Source organism: Rhizobium sp. P44RR-XXIV, assembly GCF_001999485.2.
Taxonomy (GTDB): domain Bacteria; phylum Pseudomonadota; class Alphaproteobacteria; order Rhizobiales; family Rhizobiaceae; genus Rhizobium.
The window spans coordinates 342,227-361,866 of record NZ_MPVZ02000028.1; the positions used below are offsets into that span (position 1 = coordinate 342,227).

The window sequence follows — 19,640 nt, forward strand, 5'->3', positions numbered from 1 at the left end:
GATTGAGCGAAGATGCTGATCCAGCTTTCGATCCGCGATATCGTTCTGATCGAGCGGCTGGATCTTGCCTTCGAGTCCGGTCTCTCGGTTTTGACCGGCGAAACGGGTGCAGGCAAATCCATTCTGCTTGATAGTCTGTCGCTGGCCCTTGGCGGGCGCGGCGATGGAGATCTCGTGCGCCATGGAGAGGATCGCGGCCAGGTGACTGCGGTCTTCGATGTTGGCACGCAGCATGCGGCCCGCAAGCTCCTGCGCGACAATGGCATCGATGACGATGGCGACCTGATCTTTCGCCGCGTCCAGTCGGCCGACGGCCGCACCAAGGCCTTCGTCAATGATCAGGCACTGAGCGTGCAGCTCATGCGCCAGGTAGGCCAGCTCCTCGTCGAAATTCATGGGCAGCATGACGACCGCGCGCTGGTCGATACCGACGCGCATCGCATGCTGCTGGATGCCTTCGCGGGCCTCGCCGAAGAGACCCAAGTTGTTGGCAGGCTTCACAAGGTTTGGCGCGATACCGAGCGGACGCTGAAGAAGCAGCGTGAGCAGGTGGAGAAGGCGGCGCGCGAGGCGGATTATCTGCGCGCTTCCGTCGAGGAGCTCGAGAAGCTCTCACCGCAGGATGGCGAAGAGGATGATCTGGCAGAACGCCGCGCGCGGATGATGAAGGCCGAGCGCATTGCCGGCGATATTGCCGAAGCCTCCGAGTTTCTGAACGGCAACGCGTCTCCCGTGCCGCATATCGCCTCGCTGGTGCGAAGGCTGGAGCGCAAGAGCCACGAGGCTCCGGGCCTGCTTGAAGACACCGTAGCGTTGCTTGATGCGGCGCTGGATCAGCTTTCCAATGCGCAGATGGAAGTCGAGGCCGCACTCCGCAAGACCGAATATGATCCGCGGGAGCTGGAGCGGGTCGAGGAACGTCTGTTCGGGCTACGGGGAGCCTCGCGCAAATATTCCGTGCCGGTCAGCGAGCTTCCGGCATTGGCCGTGAGAATGATCTCCGATCTTGCCGATGTCGATGCCGGCGAGGAAAGGCTGGCGCGCCTGGATAGCGAACTGGCTGTCGCCAAGGCGGACTACGATGCCGCTGCGCGCAGCCTATCCGACAAGCGTCATCACGCTGGCGCGGCGCTTGCCGCCGCGGTCATGGCGGAATTGCCGGCACTGAAGCTTGAGCGGGCGCGTTTCATGGTGGAAATTACCAGCGATCCGGACGCCGGCACGGCTGACGGTATCGATGTGGTCGAGTTCCACGTTCAGACCAACCCGGGCACGCGTCCGGGCCCTATTACCAAGGTCGCTTCCGGTGGCGAGCTGTCGCGTTTCCTGCTCGCGCTGAAAGTGGCGCTTGCCGATCTCGTCTGCGCCGACCCTGGTGTTCGACGAAATTGATACCGGTGTTGGCGGTGCGGTGGCCGATGCCATCGGCCAGCGGCTGAAGCGGCTCTCCGATCGGGTCCAGGTGCTATCCGTTACCCATGCACCGCAGTCGCGGCGCGCGATGCGACCCATCTCCTGATCTCCAAAGGGCCAATCGCGGATGGCTCGGAAAAGATCTCGACACGCGTTGCGACCATGGAGCCGAAGGATCGCACTGAAGAAATCGCCCGCATGCTTGCAGGCGCTTCGGTGACGGAAGAGGCGAGGGCGGCTGCAAAGCGGCTGCTGGCTGGCAACGGCTGATTGCCGGGATAATTCGTCAAATGCCTGTTACCGGGCTTTGCTAGACGACGTCGCATTTCTGTTGAGAAGGGTTTTTACGTGAGGCTTTGGGGCAGCATTGTCGCCATCTTTTTTGGAGCACTTTCCATTCAGGCAAGTGCTGCGTCTTTGCAGCCACAACCGAAGGCCGTTCCCGTGTTTTCTCAGACCGGGCCCGATGCTGCGGATTATGGCGAGAAGCTCGGTTATCCCGTCGGTCTGCCGTTCAAAGACCAGCCCCACATGGTCGGCAATTACACGCACGCGGACCGACTTTGGCCGACGCACACGGTAGCCGCCGCCGAACAGCCATCGACGCTATTGCGAGCACCGGCCGAGCTTTCGACCAGCTTCAAATTTGGTACCGAAACCACTTCGTTGATGAAGTATCTCGACACCAATCCAACGACTGGGCTGCTGATTGCGCACAACGATGTGATTCTGTTCGAACATTACCAATATGGCCGTACCGATCAGGACCGCTTTCTCTCCCAATCCATGGCAAAGACCTTGACCGGCATGCTCATTGGAATTGCGATTTCCGAGGGCGCCATTCATTCGATCGACGATACCGTGGAGACCTATGTACCGGAGCTGAAGGGCACGGAAATGGGCGTAACGCCGATTCGTGCGCTGCTCCATATGGCTTCCGGCATCGCCTTTACCGAAAACTTCGGCACACCTCAGGATGCGGAAAAGCTTCGCAACTCATTGCTCGGCCCGGAACAGCTCAATCCGATTGCGGCGGTTACGAGGTTCAACAAGCGGGTTGCCGCTCCCAACACCGTTTGGCACTACAGCAATCTGGACACAGAGGGGTTGAGCCTGGTGCTGACCCATGCCACACACATGACGATGGCGGAGTATCTTCAATCCAAGATCTGGCAGCCGATGGGCGCGGAGGCGAGCGCGAATTGGCAGGTTGACAGCACTGGTCAGGAGGTCGGCTATTGCTGCTTCAGCGCGACGCTTCGCGATTATGCTCGTTTCGGCATGCTGCTCGCCCATGACGGCGCCTGGAACGGCCGACAGATCATACCGCGTCAGTGGCTGCTGGATGCCACACAGCCTGCGACGCAAGGTTCATTCCTCGCAGTCACCCAAGAAGCTCACCCCTGGGGTTACGGCTATCAAACCTGGCTGATGCCGGGTCCGCACAGAACATTCTTCATGGACGGCCTGGAAGGGCAGCGCATACTTGTCGATCCGACGACGCATGTGGTGCTCGTCCACACCGCCGTACGTACGAAGATGCATGGAATAGGGAATGCCGAGTTGGTCGAGCTTTGGTCCAGCATATTGAAACAGTTTGCGAGCAACTGAGCGGTCTTTCTGGCCGTGATGGCAAAGCGATCCCGATGATCGCTTGTGGTGCAAAGTTGCCTTGGACACCACCGTTCCTGTGATTGTCGTCTGCGATCGAATTTCAAAGTTTTTCTCTTGGTATTTGCGCGTCCCGAGTGGAAAACCGCTTCGCACTTTTCCTCGAAGTGCTCTAAAACATCTTCAAAATCGGGGAGTGTCGATTCATGAGCACCGAACAGAAACCGGTCGAAGATCTGACCGAAGAGGAAGCGGCCGCTGCACTTGCCTATCTGGCTGCGGAGATCGCGCGTAATGACGCGCTTTATCATGCCAAGGACGCACCAGAGATTTCAGATGCCGATTACGATGCGCTGAAGCGGCGCAACGATGCCATCGAGGCGCGGTTTCCGGAATTGATTCGCGCTGACAGCCCGTCGCGGCGCGTGGGCGCCGCACCATCGGAAACCTTCGCTCCCGTCGTCCATGCCCGGCCGATGCTGTCGCTCGACAATACGTTCTCACAGGAAGACGTCGAGGATTTCGTCGCAAGCGTCTATCGCTTTCTCGGCCGCTTGCCCGACAATTCGATTGCCTTTACCGCCGAGCCGAAGATTGACGGGCTGTCAATGTCCATCCGCTATGAGAATGGTCGGATGGTGAGTGCTGCAACGCGCGGCGATGGCACGACCGGCGAGAATGTTACCGCCAATATCAGAACCATCAAGGAAATCCCCCAGACCCTGCCAGCGGGCGCGCCTGATGTCGTCGAGGTGCGCGGTGAGGTCTACATGGCCAAGAGCGACTTTCTGGCGCTTAACGCCCAGATGGAGGCAGAGGGCAAGCAGACCTACGTCAACCCGCGTAACACCGCGGCGGGCTCGCTCCGCCAGCTCGATGCGAAGGTGACCGCAAGCCGCAAGTTGAAGTTCTTTGCCTATGCCTGGGGCGAAATGTCGGAAATGCCGGCCGATACGCAATTTGGCATGGTGCAGACTTTCAAGGCATGGGGTTTCCCGATCAATCCGCTGATGGAGCGGCTGAATTCGGTCGCTGACATTCTCGGCCACTATCAGGAGATCGGCCTGCAGCGGCCCGATCTCGATTATGACATCGACGGTGTCGTCTATAAGGTCGACAGTCTGGAGCTGCAGGGCCGCCTCGGTTTCCGTTCGCGTTCACCGCGCTGGGCGACGGCGCACAAGTTCCCGGCGGAGCAGGCATTCACGCGGCTGGTCGGCATCGATATCCAGGTCGGGCGTACCGGAGCGTTGACGCCGGTGGCGCGGCTGGAGCCGATCACCGTCGGCGGTGTCGTCGTTACCAATGCGACGCTGCACAATGCCGACTACATCAGGGGTATCGGCAACAAGGGCGAGCCGATCCGCGATGGCCGCGATATCCGCGTTGGCGATATGGTGATCGTGCAGCGTGCCGGCGATGTTATTCCGCAGATCGTCGATGTCGTCATGGAGAAGCGCGAGCCGTCTAGCGTATCCTACGAGTTTCCGAAGGTGTGCCCGGTCTGCGGCAGCCATGCGGTGCGTGATATCAACGAGAAGACCGGCAAGATCGACGCCGTGACCCGCTGCACCGGCGGTTTCATCTGCCGGGCGCAGGCGACGGAGCATCTCAAGCATTTCGTTTCGCGCAATGCCTATGACATCGAGGGGCTGGGTTCGAAGCAGATTGATTTCTTCTTCGAGAGCGAGGACCCCGCGCTGCAGATCAGGATTGCGCCTGACATCTTTACTCTCGAAAAGCGTCAGCAGTCGTCGCTCGCCAAGCTTGAGAATATTGACGGCTTCGGCAAGGTCAGCGTCGGCAAGCTTTACGCGGCGATCAACGAACGGCGTGAGATTGCGCTCCATCGTTTCATCTTCGCGCTGGGCATCCGCCATGTGGGCGAGACGACGGCCAAGCTGCTCGCACGTTCCTACGGCACTTATGGGGCTTTCGAGGCGGCGATGAAGGAGGCGGCCCCGCTGGCGGGCGATGCCTGGAGCGACCTCAACAATATCGAGGGCATCGGTGAGGTGGTGGCGCGCACGCTTGTTGAATTCTACAAGGAGCCCCGCAATACCGAGGTGATTGCAAGGCTGCTGGAGGAGGTCCAACCTCAGGAAGCCGAACAACCGGTGACCTCAGGCAGCCCCGTCGCGGGCAAGACGGTGGTTTTCACCGGTTCGCTCGAAAAGTTCACCCGCGATGAAGCCAAGGCCAAGGCGGAGAGCCTGGGCGCCAAGGTTTCCGGCTCGGTCTCGAAAAAAACCGACATCGTCGTGGCCGGACCGGGCGCGGGTTCGAAGCTCGACAAGGCGCAGGAATTCAATGTCCAGGTCATGACCGAGGACGAGTGGCTCGAGCTCATCGGCGGGTGAGGAGAACGGCGGTAGCGTAATCCGCCGCTCTCATATCGCTCAGAATCTCAGCCGCGCCATCGTGAACGCATCGACATATTCGCCGTTGCGGAACGCAAATGCGCGCAAGCGTCCTTCGGTTTCGAAACCGAATTTCTCGTAAAGGCCGATTGCCGGGGCATTATCGACGTAGACGGTCAGTTCCAGCCGTTTGAGCGCCAGCCAGTTGTCGGCGGCGTCGACGAGCGCGGCCATAAGTGCCGAGCCGATACCGCAGCCGGTGAAATCATCGTGCACGCCCATGCCGATCTGGCCGATATGAGCTCGTCGGCCGGAAAGCCGCCTCAGGTCGGCACTGCCGACGACTTGCCCATCCACTTCCGCAACAAGGCGGGTTGCGTAGAGATCCTGCTTGTCCAGCCAGCGCCGCGTCTCCTCGACGCCTTGAAAGGGCAGGCGGAGTGTGCCGGCGCGGAAACCGGGGAGATTGGCGATGGCCGCGATTGCCTCGGCATCGGCCGGGTGGGTTGCGCGAATCGCCACTGGGCCGACCTTGGCGGGTCGTCGTTTGGCAGGTTCTTGCTCTTTGAAAGACATGTGCTCTCCTTGATGTGGGGGAGGAGAGCAAGGCGTTTTCAACCCTGCTCGCCTAGGCAGGGTTGAGATGGATGCGGCTACTTCAACGCAACACGCCGTCCACTCGCCCTGCGAAGGGGGAGATGGTGTGAAGGTGCGTTACCATGGTGCGGTTTGCGATCATGGTTGGATGATCCAACGCGATGCGACCATTGTCAATCGCGCCTCTCCCAAATTGCGTCGACTAAGCGACCGCGCGCTGAGTGCGCAGGATTGTCGTTTCCCAGGATATTGCTTGACAGGCAACCATTTGGTTGCTTATAAACTCGATAATAGGCAACCAAATGGTTTCGTATCTGTGGATGATGATGCAGTCTTCAAGGCGCTGGCGGATGCCAGCCGTCGGCAGTTGCTCGACAGGCTCTTTGAGCGCAACGGGCAGACGCTGAACGCGCTCTGCGAGGACTTGGCGATGACGCGTCAGGCGGTCGCCAAGCATCTCGCCATTCTGGAGGAGGCCAAGCTGGTGTCCTCCGAGAAACAGGGCCGGGAGAAGCTGCATTTCATCAACGCGGTGCCGATCAACGGCATTGCCGAGCGCTGGATCAACAAGTTCGAGCGCCGACATCTGAGTGCGCTTTCGGCGCTGAAGAAGGCGTTGGAAGACGAGGGCGGCCAATAAACGTCCCGCGAGCAATTATTGAAACAAGGAGAAATGACATGACCGAAAGCAAGTTCGTCTACGTCACCTTCATCCGCACCACTCCGGAAAAGCTCTGGTCGGCGCTGACTACACCGGAATTTATCAAGCAATATTGGTTCGACATGGTCCATGAGACAGAGTGGAAGGTCGGGTCGCCATGGAAGATGCTTTTTCCGGATGGCAGGGTCGCGGATGCCGGCGAGATCGCGGAATTCGATCCGCCTAAACGCCTCGCTTTCAAATGGCGCAACGAATGGCGCCCGGATCTGAAGGACGAGGGCTGGTCGCGCTGCGTGATGGAACTGGAGCCGGCGGGCGAGGCCGTGAAGCTGACCGTTCGTCACACAATCGAGGTCGAGAACTCGAAGTTCATCGACGCCGTATCAGGCGGTTGGCCAAAAATCCTGTCGAATCTCAAGTCGCTTCTGGAAACGGGAGCGGTGGCGATGAGCCAGAAATGAGGCGGGCACGCCGTGCCTCCGTTGCAGGCGTTGCCTAATCAAGGGTAATGCCTGCGATTTCGCGCATCAGGCACGCGGTGTGGAGAAGAGCAAACCTATCTTGCATCCCCCGTAGGCCATCCTACCTTAGCCAAGCCGCTTTCGCTCCCGGCGGCTCTATTGGAGGATGATCGATGCATTCAGCGAAGTTCTTTGCCGCGATTGCCGCGTCTTTTTTGGCCGTGGCGCCTGTTTCCGCGTCCGCCGAGGTTGTTGGCAAGGTTGGCGTGGACTGGACGGGCAATGATATTCTGGTCGATGCCGTGCCTGATCCCGGGGTGTCTGGCGTCACCTGCCACGTCACCTATTTCGATCGCAGCGTCATTGACCGCTTACGCAAGGGCAACTGGTTCGAAGATCCCTCCAACAATTCCATCGATTGCCGCCAGACCGGGCCGATCGAGATCGGCGATATCAATCTGTCGCAGAGCGGCGAGGAAGTGTTTCGCGCTGGGCTGTCGCTCATCTGGAAGAAGCTGGTGGTGACGCGCATCTACGACAAGAAGAACGATACGCTTGTCTACCTCATCCACTCGCGCCAGTTGACGAACGGTTCGGCGAAGATGGCAATTTCGACGATACCCCTGTTCGGCCAAAATGTTAGCTGGAAAAACGGCAAGCCGAAATAACGCTACCAGGATACCTCAACGGCAACCGAGGGAAGGGTAATACCAAAAAAAGTCTTACTCTTGAGTTGTCTAATTCCCTCTGGTTGCTTTCGGTTTGCACCTTTTTGATGCAATTTCGAAAGCGAACAGGGGAGTGAATCTCCCGCTTGTTCACGGCCTGCATGACTGGCGCGTTGGCTACACCCCTGCCAATGCTGGTCAGCTAGAAAATCGATCGCCCTGAAGCCGAGGCTCCAGGGCGATTTTCTTTTTGGGCTAATGCATTGAAATCAGGCGGCTTGTGCCAGCTGATCCGCAATGATCGTGTCGAGGTTGAGGAAGCAGACCATCGATTTTTCCAGCGCCACGATGCCGCGGCAGAAGGCGCGCTGCGCCTCCGGAATGATTTCCGGCGCCGGTTGCAGATCTTCGCTCTTGATGGTCATCATGTCCGAGACTTGCTCGACCAAGAGGCCGACAAGCTTGCCGGCGATATCGGTGACGATGATCGCCGAACGCTCGGAGGGCTCCGTCATCTTCATACCGAGGCGGCAGGCCATGTCGATGACCGGAATCACCGCACCGCGCAGGTTGATCAGGCCGAGCACGTAAGGCGGCGTGTGCGGCATCGGCGTTACGGGTGCCCAGCCGCGGATTTCGCGGATGGCCATGATGTCGATGCAGAACTCCTGATCGCCGAGGTGGAAGGAGACGATTTCCAGATAGGCGCCGGATTGCTTGATGGCGTTCGTCATGAGTATGGACTTCCCGTTTGGCGCCGATGGCAAACGACGCTAGCGATTGAAAAGAGAGATCGGCTGGAGCGGCTTGGGCAGCGGCAGCGTCCGGTGCTTAGGCTGGTAATGCCTGGCTGCTCCGGCGGGCGTCATGCCCTTCTGAAAATCGGTCTGCCGCGCGTTTCGGCGGCGGTCGAAGTCGTGTTCGACATTTGATGCAGATGTTCGCGCGGACAGGTTAGGATTACTTTAACACTGAAGCAGAATTCGCCTTGAGCGACTTGCGAAATCATATTGGTAGAACAGTTAAGTTCTCTGGGGATCGAGCCGACTGCTGCGACGATTTCGGCCTGCCCGGAACATCTTCTTGAATTGCGTCCTCCACTTCGAGCCGTTACACCGGCTGGGAGACCGACCGTACCGCCTTTCAGGTGCCGTCGCCGGGGTAGGATGAGGAATGGCAGTCATGAGAAGTGTGCGCATTGGTGTCTGGGTAGTGGTGTTGATCATTGCCGGCGTATTGGGCTGGCTGAGTTTCGGGGGCAGCAAGGCGCCGCAGGTGGCTGCTGAGGGACCCTATGGCGTGCCCTTCACGCTGGTCTCGCAGAGTGGCAAGTCGATCAACGAGCAGGCGTTTCGCGGCAAGCCTTCGGCGGTGTTCTTCGGCTACACGCATTGTCCCGATGTCTGTCCGACAACGCTGTTTGAGCTCAACAGCTGGCTGGAGAAGGTCGACCCCGATGGCACCAAGCTCAATGCCTATTTCGTGACTGTCGATCCGGAGCGCGACACGCCTGAGATCATGGACCAGTATGTGTCTAACGTCTCCAAGCGGATTACCGGCATTTCGGGCGATCCGGCCAAGGTGATGGACATGGTCAAGGGCTACCGTGTCTATGCCAAGAAGGTGCCGACCGACGACAAGCAGCCCAACGGCGACTATACGATGGATCACACCGCTTCGGTCTTCTTGCTGGATTCGTCGGGCGGCTTTGCCGGAACCATCGCCTACGAGGAGGATCCGGATGTGGCTGTGAAGAAGCTGGAGAACCTCATCAAGAAGGGGTAGGGGCTTAGATGGGTGAGAGGATCGGCGGAGAGGCGACATTCAGATCGATTCTGATTGCCGGAGCAGGGCCTGTTGGCCTCACTGCTGCGCTCGAACTCGCCCGGCGCGGCTTCACCCCACGGATCATTGATGATGGTCCTGGCCCGACGCCGGTGGAAGAGAGCCGGGCTCTGGGTGTCAATGCCCGGACGTTGACGCTGCTTTCCCCGTCCGGTGTCGCAGAGCGCATCGTCGAAGCTGCGCAATCGATCGACTGTTTCCGTGTCCGCGCCGGTGAAAGAACTCTCTTCGAACTGGATGCAAGCCAGGTGAAGGGCCGGTTCAGCGCCATTCGCGGTCTGGCTCAGGGGCAGACGGAGCGTTTGCTTCTGGAGGCGCTGTCGACTTATGGCATTGTGCCGGAGTGGCAGACGGCGATCGTTGCGGGCGAAATCGCCGATTTCCGGAAGCCAGAGGTTACAGTTCGGCGGCCTGACGGCGCTATGGAAACGGTTCGGCCTGATATTCTGGTGGGTGCTGACGGCGCCCATTCCGTCGTTCGTAAGGCTCTCGGTGCGGGTTTTCCGGGCGAGGCGCTGGAGGCCTATTTCTATCTGGTTGATTTTCGCTATTCAGGCCAGATCGATACGCATTTCGGCGAGGTTTCGATCTTCGATCCGGGCATGATCGGGCGCCTGCCGGTGGCATCGGATGTCATTCGCTATATCTCGACGCTGGAAGATTTCGAAAGCCGTATCGTTCATCCGGCCACCATTGCCGAAAGGCTGTGGGCTTCACAGTTCCGCATTCATTTTCGTCACGTCGAGCCTATGGCCAAAGGCAATGTCTTTCTGGCCGGCGATGCCGCGCATATCCATTCGCCGGCCGGTGCGCGCGGCATGAATCTCGGTATCGAAGATGCCTGCTGGCTTGCCTGGCTCATTGCGGAAGGCCGCGAACAGGAGTATTCGGCGCTGAGAATTCCCGCCGTGAAGCAGGTGTTGAAACAGACCTATGGCCTGACGCGGCTGATTACCATGACAAATCCGCTGGCGATCGCGATGCGCAATCTCATTGCACCGCTGGTCCTGCGCTTCGGCCCGGCCAGGCGGGTTTTGCTTCGAAGCGTGGCTGGTTATGATACCCCAAAGCCGCCTTGGATCGATTGGGCCGAGTAAGACAAGAAAGAGCGACGAGTTGAGTGAAATCCGCCTTTATGTGACGACGACCGAGAAGAAGGCCGAACAGGTCCTCGATCTGATGACGCCCGTTTTCGAGGACGAGGAACTGCCGATCGCGACCAGCGAGATCGATGAGAAGAGGGACATCTGGGAAACCTCGATCTATCTCTATGCGGAAGATGAAGACGATGTTCGTCCTCGCTTCGCAGCCTTGCTGGAGCAGGCTTTTCCGGAACTTGCCATCGAAAAGGAAATCATTCCCGACGTCGACTGGATTGCGAAGTCGCTGGAGGGATTGAAGCCGGTTCGCGCCGGACGCTTCCTGGTGCATGGTTCTCACGATCGGGACAAGGTCGGTTCGAGCGATATCGCCATCGAGATCGATGCCGGACAGGCGTTCGGCACAGGGCATCACGGTACGACGGCGGGTTGCCTGGAAACCATCGAGAAGGTTCTTGCCAGCCGACAGGTCCGCAATGCCCTCGACCTCGGTACCGGCAGCGGCGTGCTGGCGATCGGAGTGCGTAAGCTGCGTAATATTCCAGTCCTGGCGACCGATATCGACCCTATCGCCGTCCGTGTCGCGCGCGAGAATGTCCGCCGCAACGGCATAGCCTCCGGCATCGCGCTGGAAACGGCACCTGGCTTTCACTCGACGGCCTTTTCGCGTCACGGACCGTTCGATCTGATCATTGCCAATATTCTTGCGCGTCCACTGATCAAGATGGCGCCGCAGCTTGTGGCACATCTGGCGCCGGGTGGCTCTGTCGTCCTGTCGGGCATTCTCGCCGAGCAGCGCTGGAAGGTTCTTGCGGCCTATAATGGTGCGAAGCTCCGCCATGTGCGCACAATCTGGCGCAACGGCTGGGTGACCATCCATCTTGACCGGCCTTGAGCCGGTCATCCGTCTTTGCGGAAAACAAAAAAGGCGGTGCCGAGGCACCGCCTTGAGATCGGCCTAGACCGATCTTGCCCGCGAGCGTGTGGAGGAGTGCTCAAGCGGGCTCTAGCGTTCTGATCATTATCCGGGGAGGGAGGAGGAGAACCGGATCGCGATCTGGTGAACGCATAGCTGATAACTGTTAGTGGCGATCACCACGGCTTGCGCCGATTGCCTTCGACGTTTCGACCTCGAGCTGACGAAGCGAGCCGACAGAGTGGCGTACGGTGCGACGCTCGCCAGCCAGCGCCGGGCTAACATATGCGGAGCGAGAGATAGGCATTGTCTTTAGTCCTTTTCGGTTGGGTTCTTCGTGAACCCCGTTTGATGTGGCGGATATAGCGACTCGTTCGCTTGCGTGGCAGGGGGGAGGCTTCATGGGAGCTATGCGCGATATGCATATTGCCTGCCGTGAAGATGTCATATTTGATCTATCATGCTCACGAAATGGGCGGATTCGTTAACGGCGCCTATGGCGAGCCTAGCAGCACGGCAGGCTTGAATCGCCACATCACCGACAGTTTTCGCTCTCCCCCGAAAATCACGTCGCACTTCCTGCAATCATGTTCTAACATACTGGCACTATTCAGTTTCACGGATTCCCACCAGTCTTGGATTAAGCCATGTTCCAGTCTTTCGACGTCACTTCCACCCCGCAATTCGGCCGCGAACGGGTCGCTGGGCTGCGCAATGCCTTTGGCGATCTCGGTATTGACGGCTTCCTGGTGCCGCGTGCCGACGAGTATCAGGGCGAGTATGTGCCCAAATGTTCAGAGCGGCTCGCCTGGCTCACAGGCTTCACTGGATCGGCGGGTGTTGCACTTGTGACACACACGCAGGCCGTGGTTTTCGTGGATGGCCGCTATGTGACGCAGCTTGCCGAGCAGGTGGACCGCAGCGTCTTCACCGGTGGCGATCTGGTGAACGAGCCACCGCATATCTGGCTGCCGCGCCATGCCAAGAAGGGATTCCGGCTCGGGATTGATCCTTGGCTGCATACCGGCGCCGAAGTCCGCCGGCTGGAAAAGGCGTTGAGCGAGATCGACGGCAAGCTGGTCTTTCTTCCCCATAATCCCCTCGACAAGCTCTGGAGCGACCGACCCGCAGAGCCGCTTGGCGGCGTCATTATCCAGGATATCGCCCAGGCCGGTATATTGGCGAAGGACAAGCTCGCGACGATTGCAGCCAGTCTCAAGGAAAAGAACCTCAAGGCGGTATTGATCACCGATCCGTCTTCGGTTGCCTGGATCTTCAATATTCGCGGCAGCGATGTGCCGCATACGCCGCATCCGCTGGCGCGCGCCATCATTCATGCCGAAGGCGAGGCCGAACTCTTTCTCGACAAGCGCAAGACCAAGGTCGAGGCCGAAGCCTATCTCACCCAAATCTGCAAGCAGCTGCCGCCGTCCGAGCTGGCCAGGCGGCTGGCTGCCGCGGCCGCAAGTGGCGGGCGCATCCTGGTCGATCCGGATCTCGCTTCCTATGCGCTGACCGATATCATCCGTCATGAGGGCGGCGAAGTCGTCGAGGGCAATGATCCCGCCAAGCTGCCGCGCGCCTGCAAGAATGCCGCCGAGATCAACGGATCGGCTGCCGCACATCTGCAGGATGGCGCCGCCATGGTGGAATTCCTTTACTGGCTCGAAACCAGCAAGCCGGGCACGGTGACGGAGATTGCCGCCGCCGAGCGTCTGGAAGCCTGCCGCGCCCGCGTCGGCCAGAGCATGCAGAACCCGCTGAAGGACATTTCCTTCGATACGATCTCGGGCGCGGGCGAGCATGCGGCGATCATGCATTACCGCGTGACGACGGCTAGCGACCAGCTGATCCAGGCCGGTGAGCTTTTCCTGATCGATTCAGGCGCTCAGTACATCAATGGCACGACGGATATCACCCGCACGGTCGGCATTGGTGCTGTCTCGGAAGAAAAGAAGCGTCTCTTCACGCTTGTGCTGAAGGGAATGATCGCCATCAGCACGGCGCGCTTCCCCAAGGGCACGCGTGGCTGCGATCTCGATCCGCTGGCGCGCATTGCGCTGTGGAAGGCGGGCGTCGATTTTGCCCATGGCACCGGCCATGGCGTTGGCTCATATCTCTCGGTGCATGAGGGGCCGCAGCGCATCGCGCGGCTCGCCTTGCAGGAGTTGCTGCCCGGCATGATCCTGTCGAACGAGCCCGGCTATTATCGCCCTGGCCATTTCGGCATCCGCATCGAGAACCTGATCTACATTCGCGATCCGGAGGAGATCGAAGGCGGCGATATGCCGATGCTCGGCTTCGAAACGCTGACCTTCTGCCCGATCGATCGCAGCCTGGTCCTCGTGGAACTGCTGACGCACGAAGAGCTGCATTGGCTGAACGAGTATCATGTGAAGACGCGCGAAGCGCTGATGCCCCTCATCCATGATGCGGACATTCGGGCATGGCTGGAGAATGCGACGCTGGAACTCAGCCACTAAAAGGTAATGCCATCCCGCTTTCACCTGAGAGCGGGATGGCATTACGACGGGTTAGGTGCCGATCGAATGTCGCCACGCCATCACGACGATCCATCCCGCGACCAGCATGTAGGTCGAGGGGTAGCGCAGGCCGACGAGAAGCGCGGCAAGCAGCCCCACCTTGGTATCCCATCCTCCGATGAAGAAGGCCGGCGCGACGAGCGTCGTCAGCACCGCTGCGGGTACGGCATTCAGCGCGGCTTCGACGCGCGGCGGAATGCGGGTCATCTTGACGATAAGGATATAGCCGCCGATGCGCGTGAGGAAGGTCACGATGGCGGCGGCCAGAATCAGCAGGACCATATTCGCGTTGAAATCGAACATGCTCAGACCTCGTGGTTTTCGCGAGCGAGATCGGGCTTGCGATTCGCCTTCACCGGCGGCAAGAACGCGGCGACGGCGACGCCTACCAGGGCGCCGATACTCACATGCCAGGGCGAGCCGATGTAGCGGTGGGCGATGGCCGATGCGGCGGCACTCGCCACCACCACCGGCAGGAAATTGTCACGTTTGCGGAAGCCGATGACAATGCCGAGGAAATAGATCGGCAGCAGGATATCGAGACCGATCGACCTGGGATCGCCGATAAGGCTGCCGAGCAGGCCACCGGCAAAGCTTGCCAGCACCCAGGGAATGTAGATCATCGTCGCGGAGCCGATATACCACGCGAAGGTTACGGGCTTGCCGCTTTCGTCGCGCTTGATCGTTTCGGCAAATTGCGGATCGACAAGGAAGAAGAAGGTGAGGAATTTTTCGACGAGCGAGAAGCTCCTGATATAGCGGGCGATCGCCGCCGAGTAGAGTACGTGGCGGAAATTGACTGCCAGGATCGACAACACGATCAGCCAGGCTTGGACGTTGTGACCAAAGAGATCGAGACCCACCATCTGGCTGGCGCCGGCATAGACCGTGCTGCTCATCAGCGTCAATTCGCCGACCGACATGCCCTGATCGCGCGCCAAGGCACCGAACAAGGCGCCGAAAGGTGCCGTTGCGAGGCCGACGGGGATGCCGCCCTTCAACCCGTCAATAAAATCCGCGCGACCCATCGTCCGCTCTGTCCTTTATGGAAAATCCGGTGCCTGGGCCCAGATGCTGTGTTTGCAGTTCCGGCACACAGATCGAGCGCGACTTACAACCGTGATCGCCGCTTGCGCATCTGCGCCCAAGCGCTGTTCAATGGCGGGAGCTGTAAGCCGCGCGCCAGGAGGCGGCAATTGAATTTACTTGATGGATCAATTGATTTCCTTGAAGCAGCCCCCAAGACTGCTCGCAAATCGGGAGATACGGAACATGCAGAAGATCACCTTCACCAAGGAAGAAAAGGCAGCGATCGTCGCGCGCATTCAGCGCTATTTCTCTGAAGAACTCGACCAGTCGATCGGCACATTGCCCACCGAATTTCTGCTGGATTTCTTCACCGCCGAGATTGGTCCCTATTACTATAATCAGGGTCTGCGCGACGCGCACGCGGCTCTGATGAGCAAGATGGAGGATTTCGGCGAGGCGATCTATCTGCTGGAGAAGGAGCCGCCCAAGGGCTGATCCGGCTTCATTTCTTCGGTTGAAACGTGTGCTCCAGGGCCGGGAAGCTGCGGGCTTTGACTTCGTCAGCATAGGCTTCCACAGCCTTCGAGATCGCCGGCGCCAATTCGGCAAAATGCTTGACGAAACGCGGCTTGAAATCGTTGAACAGGCCAAGCATGTCGTCGGAGACGAGGATTTGCCCGTCGCAGGCGGCCGACGCGCCGATGCCGATGGTGGGGATGGAGACTGCAGCGGTGATTTCGCGGGCGAGGGGTTCGATCGTGCCTTCGACAACCATCGCGAAAGCACCGGCCTCGGCAATCGCCCTGGCGTCGCGCCGGATCTTGTCTGCTTCCTTCTCGGAGCGGCCAAGCGAGCGGTAGCCGCCGGTGGTGTTCACGAGCTGCGGCATGAGACCGATATGGCCGAAGACAGGCACGCCGCGGGCTGTGAGGAAGGATACGGTCTCGGCCATCTCCTCGCCACCCTCGAGCTTCACGCCGTCGCAGCCGGTTTCCTTCAGGATGCGCGCGGCATTGCGAAAGGCCTGTTCCTTCGATTCCTGATAGGCGCCAAAGGGAAGGTCGACGATGACGCAGGCATGCTTGACACCACGCATGACGGCCTGGCCATGGGCAATCATCATTTCCATCGTGACGCCGACTGTGGTCTCCATGCCGTAGAGCACCATGCCGAGGGAATCGCCGACCAGCAGCAGGTCGCAGTGTGGATCAAGCAGCCGGGCGATGGGCGTCGTATAGGCCGTCAGGCTGACGATCGGTCGTGTGCCCTTCATCGCCTCGATGGTGGCTGTGGTGATGCGTTTGGTCTGTCCTACTGTGCTCATCTCATGCAGCCTTTTCGCCGGCAGCCTGCTTGCGGCCGATCACGCGGTTGTCGAGCAGGCGGGTGGAGCCGATGCGCACGAACAGGGCGATGAGCACAGGCTGGCCCTGAAGCTTCGTCAGTTGCTCCAGCGTGTCGGGATCGCGAACGGCGGCGACTTCAGCGGTTGCGAGCGGCTCGCTTTCGATGAAAGTTCGCAATGCCTCCTCGAATGCAGAGGGATCATCAGTGCCGAGATCATAGAGCCTTTCGGCTTCCGCCAGTGCCTGTGGGACGATAGCCGCCGCTGCCCGCTCCTCCTTCGAGAGGTACACGTTGCGGGAGGACAGAGCGAGCCCGTCCACATCACGGACTGTTGGTACCGGCACGACCCGAACCGGTTGCGCCAGATCCTCCGCCATGCGGCGGATGATCGCCACCTGTTGATAGTCCTTTTCGCCGAAATAAGCGCTGTCCGGCTGGACGATATTGAAGAGCTTGGTGACGACCGTTGCCACACCGGCGAAATGGCCGGGGCGCACCGCGCCTTCCAGTTCTGCTCCAAGCTTCGGCACGTCGACGACGGTTTCCATCAGGCGGGGATACATATCGCTGACGCCAGGTGCGAAGAGGAAATCGACGCCACCGTCTCGCAGCATGGCGCTATCGCGCTCAAGATCGCGCGGGTATTTCGCCAGATCTTCATTGGCACCGAATTGCAGCGGATTGACGAAAATGGAGGTGACGACGATGTCGTTCTCGGCTTTGGCGCGGGAAACAAGTTCCATATGCCCGGCGTGCAGATAGCCCATGGTCGGCACCAGGCCGATGCTCTGGCCGGCCTTGCGATGCTCGCCGAGCCTCTCACGCAGTGCCGCTATCGTGTTGATGACGTCCATCGTGGCACTCCTCCCGAGGCAGCGCCGCCCCACACCGCCCATTTCCATCCCATAATTTGGCGGCCCTTCTAACGTGTGCAGTGCAAAAAGGCAATTCAAGGGAACGAACGCTTCGTGTCTTGCCTGCGTCGCCCGCCGCTCACGGCTTCGGCAAGGTCGGTGCAGTGGCAGATTCTGCCGGAGCGGGAAATATATGAGGTTCTGCAGCCCAAAATGATATCGCTCTCCCAAGCAATGCCTGGGAGAGCGACAATGATACTGCTGGCTTATTTTGGGCTTATACCGATCGGGTCAATCCGCCGTCGACCTTGAGGTTCTGGCCGGTGATGTAGCCGGCCCCATCGGAGGCGAGGAAGGCGACGGTGGCGGCGATTTCGGCGCTGGTGCCGTAGCGCTGCATCGGCACGCTGTCGCGGCGCTCTTCGGTGGCGGGCAGGCTGTCGATCCAGCCGGGCAGCACGTTGTTCATCCGCACATTATCGGCGGCATAGGTGTCGGCGAATATCTTGGTGTAAGAAGCAAGGCCTGCGCGGAATACGGCCGAGGTCGGGAACATTGCGGAGGGTTCGAACGTCCAGGCCGTGGAGATGTTGACGATCGCGCCGGACTTCTGCTTCTGCATGATGGGGGCGACGAGCCGGACCGAGCGGATGACGTTCATCAGATAGACGTCGAGGCCGGCGTGCCATTGTTCATCGGTGATATCGAGGATCGGTGCGCGCGGGCCGTGGCCGGCGCTGTTGACGAGCACATCGATCCGTCCCCACTTTGCCATCGTCGCATCGACCAGGCGCTTGAGGTCGTCATTGGACTGGTTGGAGCCGGTGATGCCGATGCCGCCGAGTTCTTCTGCAAGAGCCTCGCCCTTTCCGGAGGACGAGAGGATAGCCACCTTGAACCCGTCGGCGGCGAGACGTCTGGCGCTCTCGGCGCCCATGCCGCTGCCGCCCGCGGTGATGATCGCGACTTTTTCTATTGACATATGCGTCTCCTCTTTGGTCTTGCCCGGATGGGCTGATTGCTTCAGACTTGCCGATGAAATATCATTTTCCTCGCACGAGAGCGAAGCAGTTGCACTCTTATTTGTCAGTAGAAAAACTATCGCATGAACGGCTCACTCGGTAAACTTCCCTCTCTGAACGGCTTGAAGGCATTCGAGGTGGCGGCGCGTCATCTGAGCTTCAGGGTGGCTGCCGAGGAACTCGGAGTTACCCAGGGTGCGGTGGCGCAGCAGGTCCGCGGGCTGGAGGCCGAACTTGGCGTAAAGCTGTTCGAACGGATGCCGCGAAGCCTGGTTCTGACCGGCGAGGGGCGCGGCTATATCGCCGATATCAGGCGCGCCTTTGAAATCATCGCCCAGGCGACTGGTGATCTCCGGCCGCAACCGGTCAGGCTCACCATCAGCACCACGCCGACATTCGCATCGAAATGGCTGATCCCACGTCTGCCGGATTTTACGAGCCGTCATCCCGATCTCGATCTTCATATCCTCGCCACCGAGCGCATGTCGGGGTTTCAGGCGGATGGAGTGGATCTTGCGGTTCGCTATGGGCGTCCGCCTTTTGGGCCGGGCTTGGCGACCGAACTGCTTTTCGAACAGGAAATTATTGCGGTTTGCAGCCCCGTGCTGCTGCGCGACCGAGAGCCGCCGAAGACGTCGGAGGAGCTTGCAGGCTATGCGCTCCTTCACGACGCCCATAATTCCTGGCCCGAATTCATCGATACCCATTTCGGAGGGGCGGCGCAGCCTTCCTACAAGGGGATCAGCTTCAACCAGACATCGCATGCGATAGAGGCTGCCATTGCCGGGCAGGGCATCGTTCTCGCCAACCGGGATTTCGTCGCACGGGATATGAAGGAAGGGCGTTTGACGCAGGTCGTTGAGGGTACGCTCGGCGGCTCTGCCGACTTCTATCTCGTCTGGCCGCGCTATCGTAAATCCCCTGCGATCGAGACCGTGATCGCCTGGATGAGCGAAGAGGCGAGGAGGAAATAACGGTGCAGGCCTGCCCAGGTCGGCACTGCTGGTCCAGGGCGAGCTTGCAGTCAAGCTCGATGTCTCCAGGCAGACTGTCAACGCCGTGGAGAACGAGCGCGACCATTCCAGCCTGCCGCTTGCCTTCGTCGTCGCTAGGGTTTTTGCCTTGCAGATCGAGGAGATCTTCGAAGAGTGAGGCCGCTACCTAATGACGAATGGCACTTGTCATCCTCTTCCGGAATCTTCCCTTTGGGATT

At 59.7% G+C, this 19,640-nt stretch carries 20 protein-coding genes and 1 pseudogene; 13 read left to right on the top strand and 8 right to left on the bottom strand.

Annotated features, from left to right (window positions below; all coding sequences use genetic code 11):
* Nucleotides 1-12 precede the first annotated feature (12 nt).
* From recN to ligA, 3 genes and pseudogenes are all read left to right on the top strand, one after another.
* Nucleotides 13-1,683, top strand: a pseudogene (recN, locus tag BSK43_RS18765) (DNA repair protein RecN).
* A gap of 174 nt (nt 1,684-1,857) precedes the next feature.
* Complete coding sequence (locus BSK43_RS18770; RefSeq protein ID WP_246662634.1) at nt 1,858-3,024, top strand: serine hydrolase; 1,167 nt, start codon at nt 1,858-1,860, stop codon at nt 3,022-3,024.
* Between the two features lie 206 nt (nt 3,025-3,230).
* Nucleotides 3,231-5,384 carry an NAD-dependent DNA ligase LigA gene (gene ligA / locus BSK43_RS18775; protein ID WP_077469032.1) on the top strand — a complete coding sequence of 718 codons (2,154 nt, stop codon included), beginning with the start codon at nt 3,231-3,233 and terminating at the stop codon, nt 5,382-5,384.
* 39 nt (nt 5,385-5,423) lie between these two features.
* Here ligA and BSK43_RS18780 read toward each other — a convergent pair whose 3' ends face one another.
* Nucleotides 5,424-5,960 carry a GNAT family N-acetyltransferase gene (locus tag BSK43_RS18780; protein ID WP_077469030.1) on the bottom strand — a complete coding sequence of 179 codons (537 nt, stop codon included), beginning with the start codon at nt 5,958-5,960 and terminating at the stop codon, nt 5,424-5,426.
* A 337-nt stretch (nt 5,961-6,297) separates the two neighbouring features.
* Here BSK43_RS18780 and BSK43_RS18785 point away from each other — a divergent pair, with 337 nt between their 5' ends.
* From BSK43_RS18785 to BSK43_RS18795, 3 genes are all read left to right on the top strand, one after another.
* On the top strand, nt 6,298-6,621 hold the full coding sequence (locus BSK43_RS18785; protein WP_136687242.1) for a metalloregulator ArsR/SmtB family transcription factor: 324 nt from the start codon (nt 6,298-6,300) through the stop codon (nt 6,619-6,621).
* Between the two features lie 38 nt (nt 6,622-6,659).
* Nucleotides 6,660-7,103 (top strand): SRPBCC family protein, encoded by a 444-nt coding sequence (locus BSK43_RS18790; RefSeq protein WP_077469028.1) that lies wholly within the window; start codon nt 6,660-6,662, stop codon nt 7,101-7,103.
* A gap of 173 nt (nt 7,104-7,276) precedes the next feature.
* Nucleotides 7,277-7,771 carry a CreA family protein gene (locus BSK43_RS18795; protein WP_068398449.1) on the top strand — a complete coding sequence of 165 codons (495 nt, stop codon included), beginning with the start codon at nt 7,277-7,279 and terminating at the stop codon, nt 7,769-7,771.
* 269 nt (nt 7,772-8,040) lie between these two features.
* Here BSK43_RS18795 and BSK43_RS18800 read toward each other — a convergent pair whose 3' ends face one another.
* Complete coding sequence (locus BSK43_RS18800; protein WP_068398452.1) at nt 8,041-8,505, bottom strand: chemotaxis protein CheW; 465 nt, start codon at nt 8,503-8,505, stop codon at nt 8,041-8,043.
* A gap of 448 nt (nt 8,506-8,953) precedes the next feature.
* Here BSK43_RS18800 and BSK43_RS18805 point away from each other — a divergent pair, with 448 nt between their 5' ends.
* Genes BSK43_RS18805 through BSK43_RS18815 form a run of 3 tightly spaced genes read left to right on the top strand, consistent with a single transcriptional unit; the run spans nt 8,954 to nt 11,611 of the window.
* A complete protein-coding gene (locus BSK43_RS18805; RefSeq protein WP_077469026.1) occupies nt 8,954-9,556 on the top strand; it encodes an SCO family protein in 603 nt (200 codons plus the stop codon).
* 8 nt (nt 9,557-9,564) lie between these two features.
* Nucleotides 9,565-10,713 carry an NAD(P)/FAD-dependent oxidoreductase gene (locus tag BSK43_RS18810; protein WP_077469024.1) on the top strand — a complete coding sequence of 383 codons (1,149 nt, stop codon included), beginning with the start codon at nt 9,565-9,567 and terminating at the stop codon, nt 10,711-10,713.
* Between the two features lie 19 nt (nt 10,714-10,732).
* Nucleotides 10,733-11,611, top strand: a complete 879-nt coding sequence (locus BSK43_RS18815; protein ID WP_077469022.1) for a 50S ribosomal protein L11 methyltransferase — start codon at nt 10,733-10,735, stop codon at nt 11,609-11,611.
* Nucleotides 11,612-11,798: 187 nt separating this feature from the next.
* Here the strand turns inward: BSK43_RS18815 and BSK43_RS35125 are convergent, their stop codons facing one another.
* Nucleotides 11,799-11,939, bottom strand: a complete 141-nt coding sequence (locus BSK43_RS35125; protein ID WP_168807084.1) for a hypothetical protein — start codon at nt 11,937-11,939, stop codon at nt 11,799-11,801.
* 340 nt (nt 11,940-12,279) lie between these two features.
* Here BSK43_RS35125 and BSK43_RS18820 point away from each other — a divergent pair, with 340 nt between their 5' ends.
* Complete coding sequence (locus BSK43_RS18820; RefSeq protein WP_077469021.1) at nt 12,280-14,115, top strand: aminopeptidase P family protein; 1,836 nt, start codon at nt 12,280-12,282, stop codon at nt 14,113-14,115.
* 51 nt (nt 14,116-14,166) lie between these two features.
* Here BSK43_RS18820 and BSK43_RS18825 read toward each other — a convergent pair whose 3' ends face one another.
* Nucleotides 14,167-14,478: an AzlD family protein gene (locus tag BSK43_RS18825; RefSeq protein ID WP_077469019.1), complete on the bottom strand. Its 312-nt coding sequence runs from the start codon at nt 14,476-14,478 to the stop codon at nt 14,167-14,169.
* Nucleotides 14,479-14,480: 2 nt separating this feature from the next.
* The gene (locus tag BSK43_RS18830) at nt 14,481-15,203 is read right to left on the bottom strand and encodes an AzlC family ABC transporter permease (protein ID WP_077469018.1); all 723 of its coding nucleotides are present in this window, start codon (nt 15,201-15,203) and stop codon (nt 14,481-14,483) included.
* A 244-nt stretch (nt 15,204-15,447) separates the two neighbouring features.
* Here BSK43_RS18830 and BSK43_RS18835 point away from each other — a divergent pair, with 244 nt between their 5' ends.
* Nucleotides 15,448-15,699 (top strand): DUF2164 domain-containing protein, encoded by a 252-nt coding sequence (locus BSK43_RS18835; protein WP_077469016.1) that lies wholly within the window; start codon nt 15,448-15,450, stop codon nt 15,697-15,699.
* A gap of 7 nt (nt 15,700-15,706) precedes the next feature.
* Here the strand turns inward: BSK43_RS18835 and panB are convergent, their stop codons facing one another.
* From panB to BSK43_RS18850, 3 genes are all read right to left on the bottom strand, one after another.
* Nucleotides 15,707-16,528, bottom strand: a complete 822-nt coding sequence (gene panB, locus BSK43_RS18840) for a 3-methyl-2-oxobutanoate hydroxymethyltransferase (RefSeq protein ID WP_077469014.1) — start codon at nt 16,526-16,528, stop codon at nt 15,707-15,709.
* Nucleotide 16,529: 1 nt separating this feature from the next.
* Nucleotides 16,530-17,405, bottom strand: a complete 876-nt coding sequence (gene panC, locus BSK43_RS18845) for a pantoate--beta-alanine ligase (protein ID WP_077469012.1) — start codon at nt 17,403-17,405, stop codon at nt 16,530-16,532.
* A 277-nt stretch (nt 17,406-17,682) separates the two neighbouring features.
* Nucleotides 17,683-18,387 carry an SDR family oxidoreductase gene (locus BSK43_RS18850; protein ID WP_077469010.1) on the bottom strand — a complete coding sequence of 235 codons (705 nt, stop codon included), beginning with the start codon at nt 18,385-18,387 and terminating at the stop codon, nt 17,683-17,685.
* A 123-nt stretch (nt 18,388-18,510) separates the two neighbouring features.
* Between BSK43_RS18850 and gcvA the strand changes: the two genes are divergently transcribed.
* Together gcvA and BSK43_RS35995 are read left to right on the top strand one after the other, a co-directional pair.
* Nucleotides 18,511-19,401, top strand: a complete 891-nt coding sequence (gcvA, locus tag BSK43_RS18855; RefSeq protein WP_077469009.1) for a transcriptional regulator GcvA — start codon at nt 18,511-18,513, stop codon at nt 19,399-19,401.
* A 28-nt stretch (nt 19,402-19,429) separates the two neighbouring features.
* Complete coding sequence (locus BSK43_RS35995; RefSeq protein WP_281406656.1) at nt 19,430-19,579, top strand: helix-turn-helix domain-containing protein; 150 nt, start codon at nt 19,430-19,432, stop codon at nt 19,577-19,579.
* Nucleotides 19,580-19,640 lie beyond the last annotated feature (61 nt).

Coding starts and splice junctions, on each gene's coding strand:
- BSK43_RS18850 (WP_077469010.1), bottom strand. CDS start 18,387: ATGTCAATAGAAAAAGTCGCGATCATCACCGCGGGCGGCAGCGGCATG.
- BSK43_RS18800 (WP_068398452.1), bottom strand. CDS start 8,505: ATGACGAACGCCATCAAGCAATCCGGCGCCTATCTGGAAATCGTCTCC.
- ligA (WP_077469032.1), top strand. CDS start 3,231: ATGAGCACCGAACAGAAACCGGTCGAAGATCTGACCGAAGAGGAAGCG.
- BSK43_RS18790 (WP_077469028.1), top strand. CDS start 6,660: ATGACCGAAAGCAAGTTCGTCTACGTCACCTTCATCCGCACCACTCCG.
- BSK43_RS18795 (WP_068398449.1), top strand. CDS start 7,277: ATGCATTCAGCGAAGTTCTTTGCCGCGATTGCCGCGTCTTTTTTGGCC.
- BSK43_RS18820 (WP_077469021.1), top strand. CDS start 12,280: ATGTTCCAGTCTTTCGACGTCACTTCCACCCCGCAATTCGGCCGCGAA.
- BSK43_RS35125 (WP_168807084.1), bottom strand. CDS start 11,939: ATGCCTATCTCTCGCTCCGCATATGTTAGCCCGGCGCTGGCTGGCGAG.
- BSK43_RS18835 (WP_077469016.1), top strand. CDS start 15,448: ATGCAGAAGATCACCTTCACCAAGGAAGAAAAGGCAGCGATCGTCGCG.
- panB (WP_077469014.1), bottom strand. CDS start 16,528: ATGAGCACAGTAGGACAGACCAAACGCATCACCACAGCCACCATCGAG.
- BSK43_RS18780 (WP_077469030.1), bottom strand. CDS start 5,960: ATGTCTTTCAAAGAGCAAGAACCTGCCAAACGACGACCCGCCAAGGTC.
- panC (WP_077469012.1), bottom strand. CDS start 17,405: ATGGACGTCATCAACACGATAGCGGCACTGCGTGAGAGGCTCGGCGAG.
- BSK43_RS18830 (WP_077469018.1), bottom strand. CDS start 15,203: ATGGGTCGCGCGGATTTTATTGACGGGTTGAAGGGCGGCATCCCCGTC.
- BSK43_RS18825 (WP_077469019.1), bottom strand. CDS start 14,478: ATGTTCGATTTCAACGCGAATATGGTCCTGCTGATTCTGGCCGCCGCC.
- gcvA (WP_077469009.1), top strand. CDS start 18,511: ATGAACGGCTCACTCGGTAAACTTCCCTCTCTGAACGGCTTGAAGGCA.
- BSK43_RS18810 (WP_077469024.1), top strand. CDS start 9,565: ATGGGTGAGAGGATCGGCGGAGAGGCGACATTCAGATCGATTCTGATT.
- BSK43_RS18805 (WP_077469026.1), top strand. CDS start 8,954: ATGAGAAGTGTGCGCATTGGTGTCTGGGTAGTGGTGTTGATCATTGCC.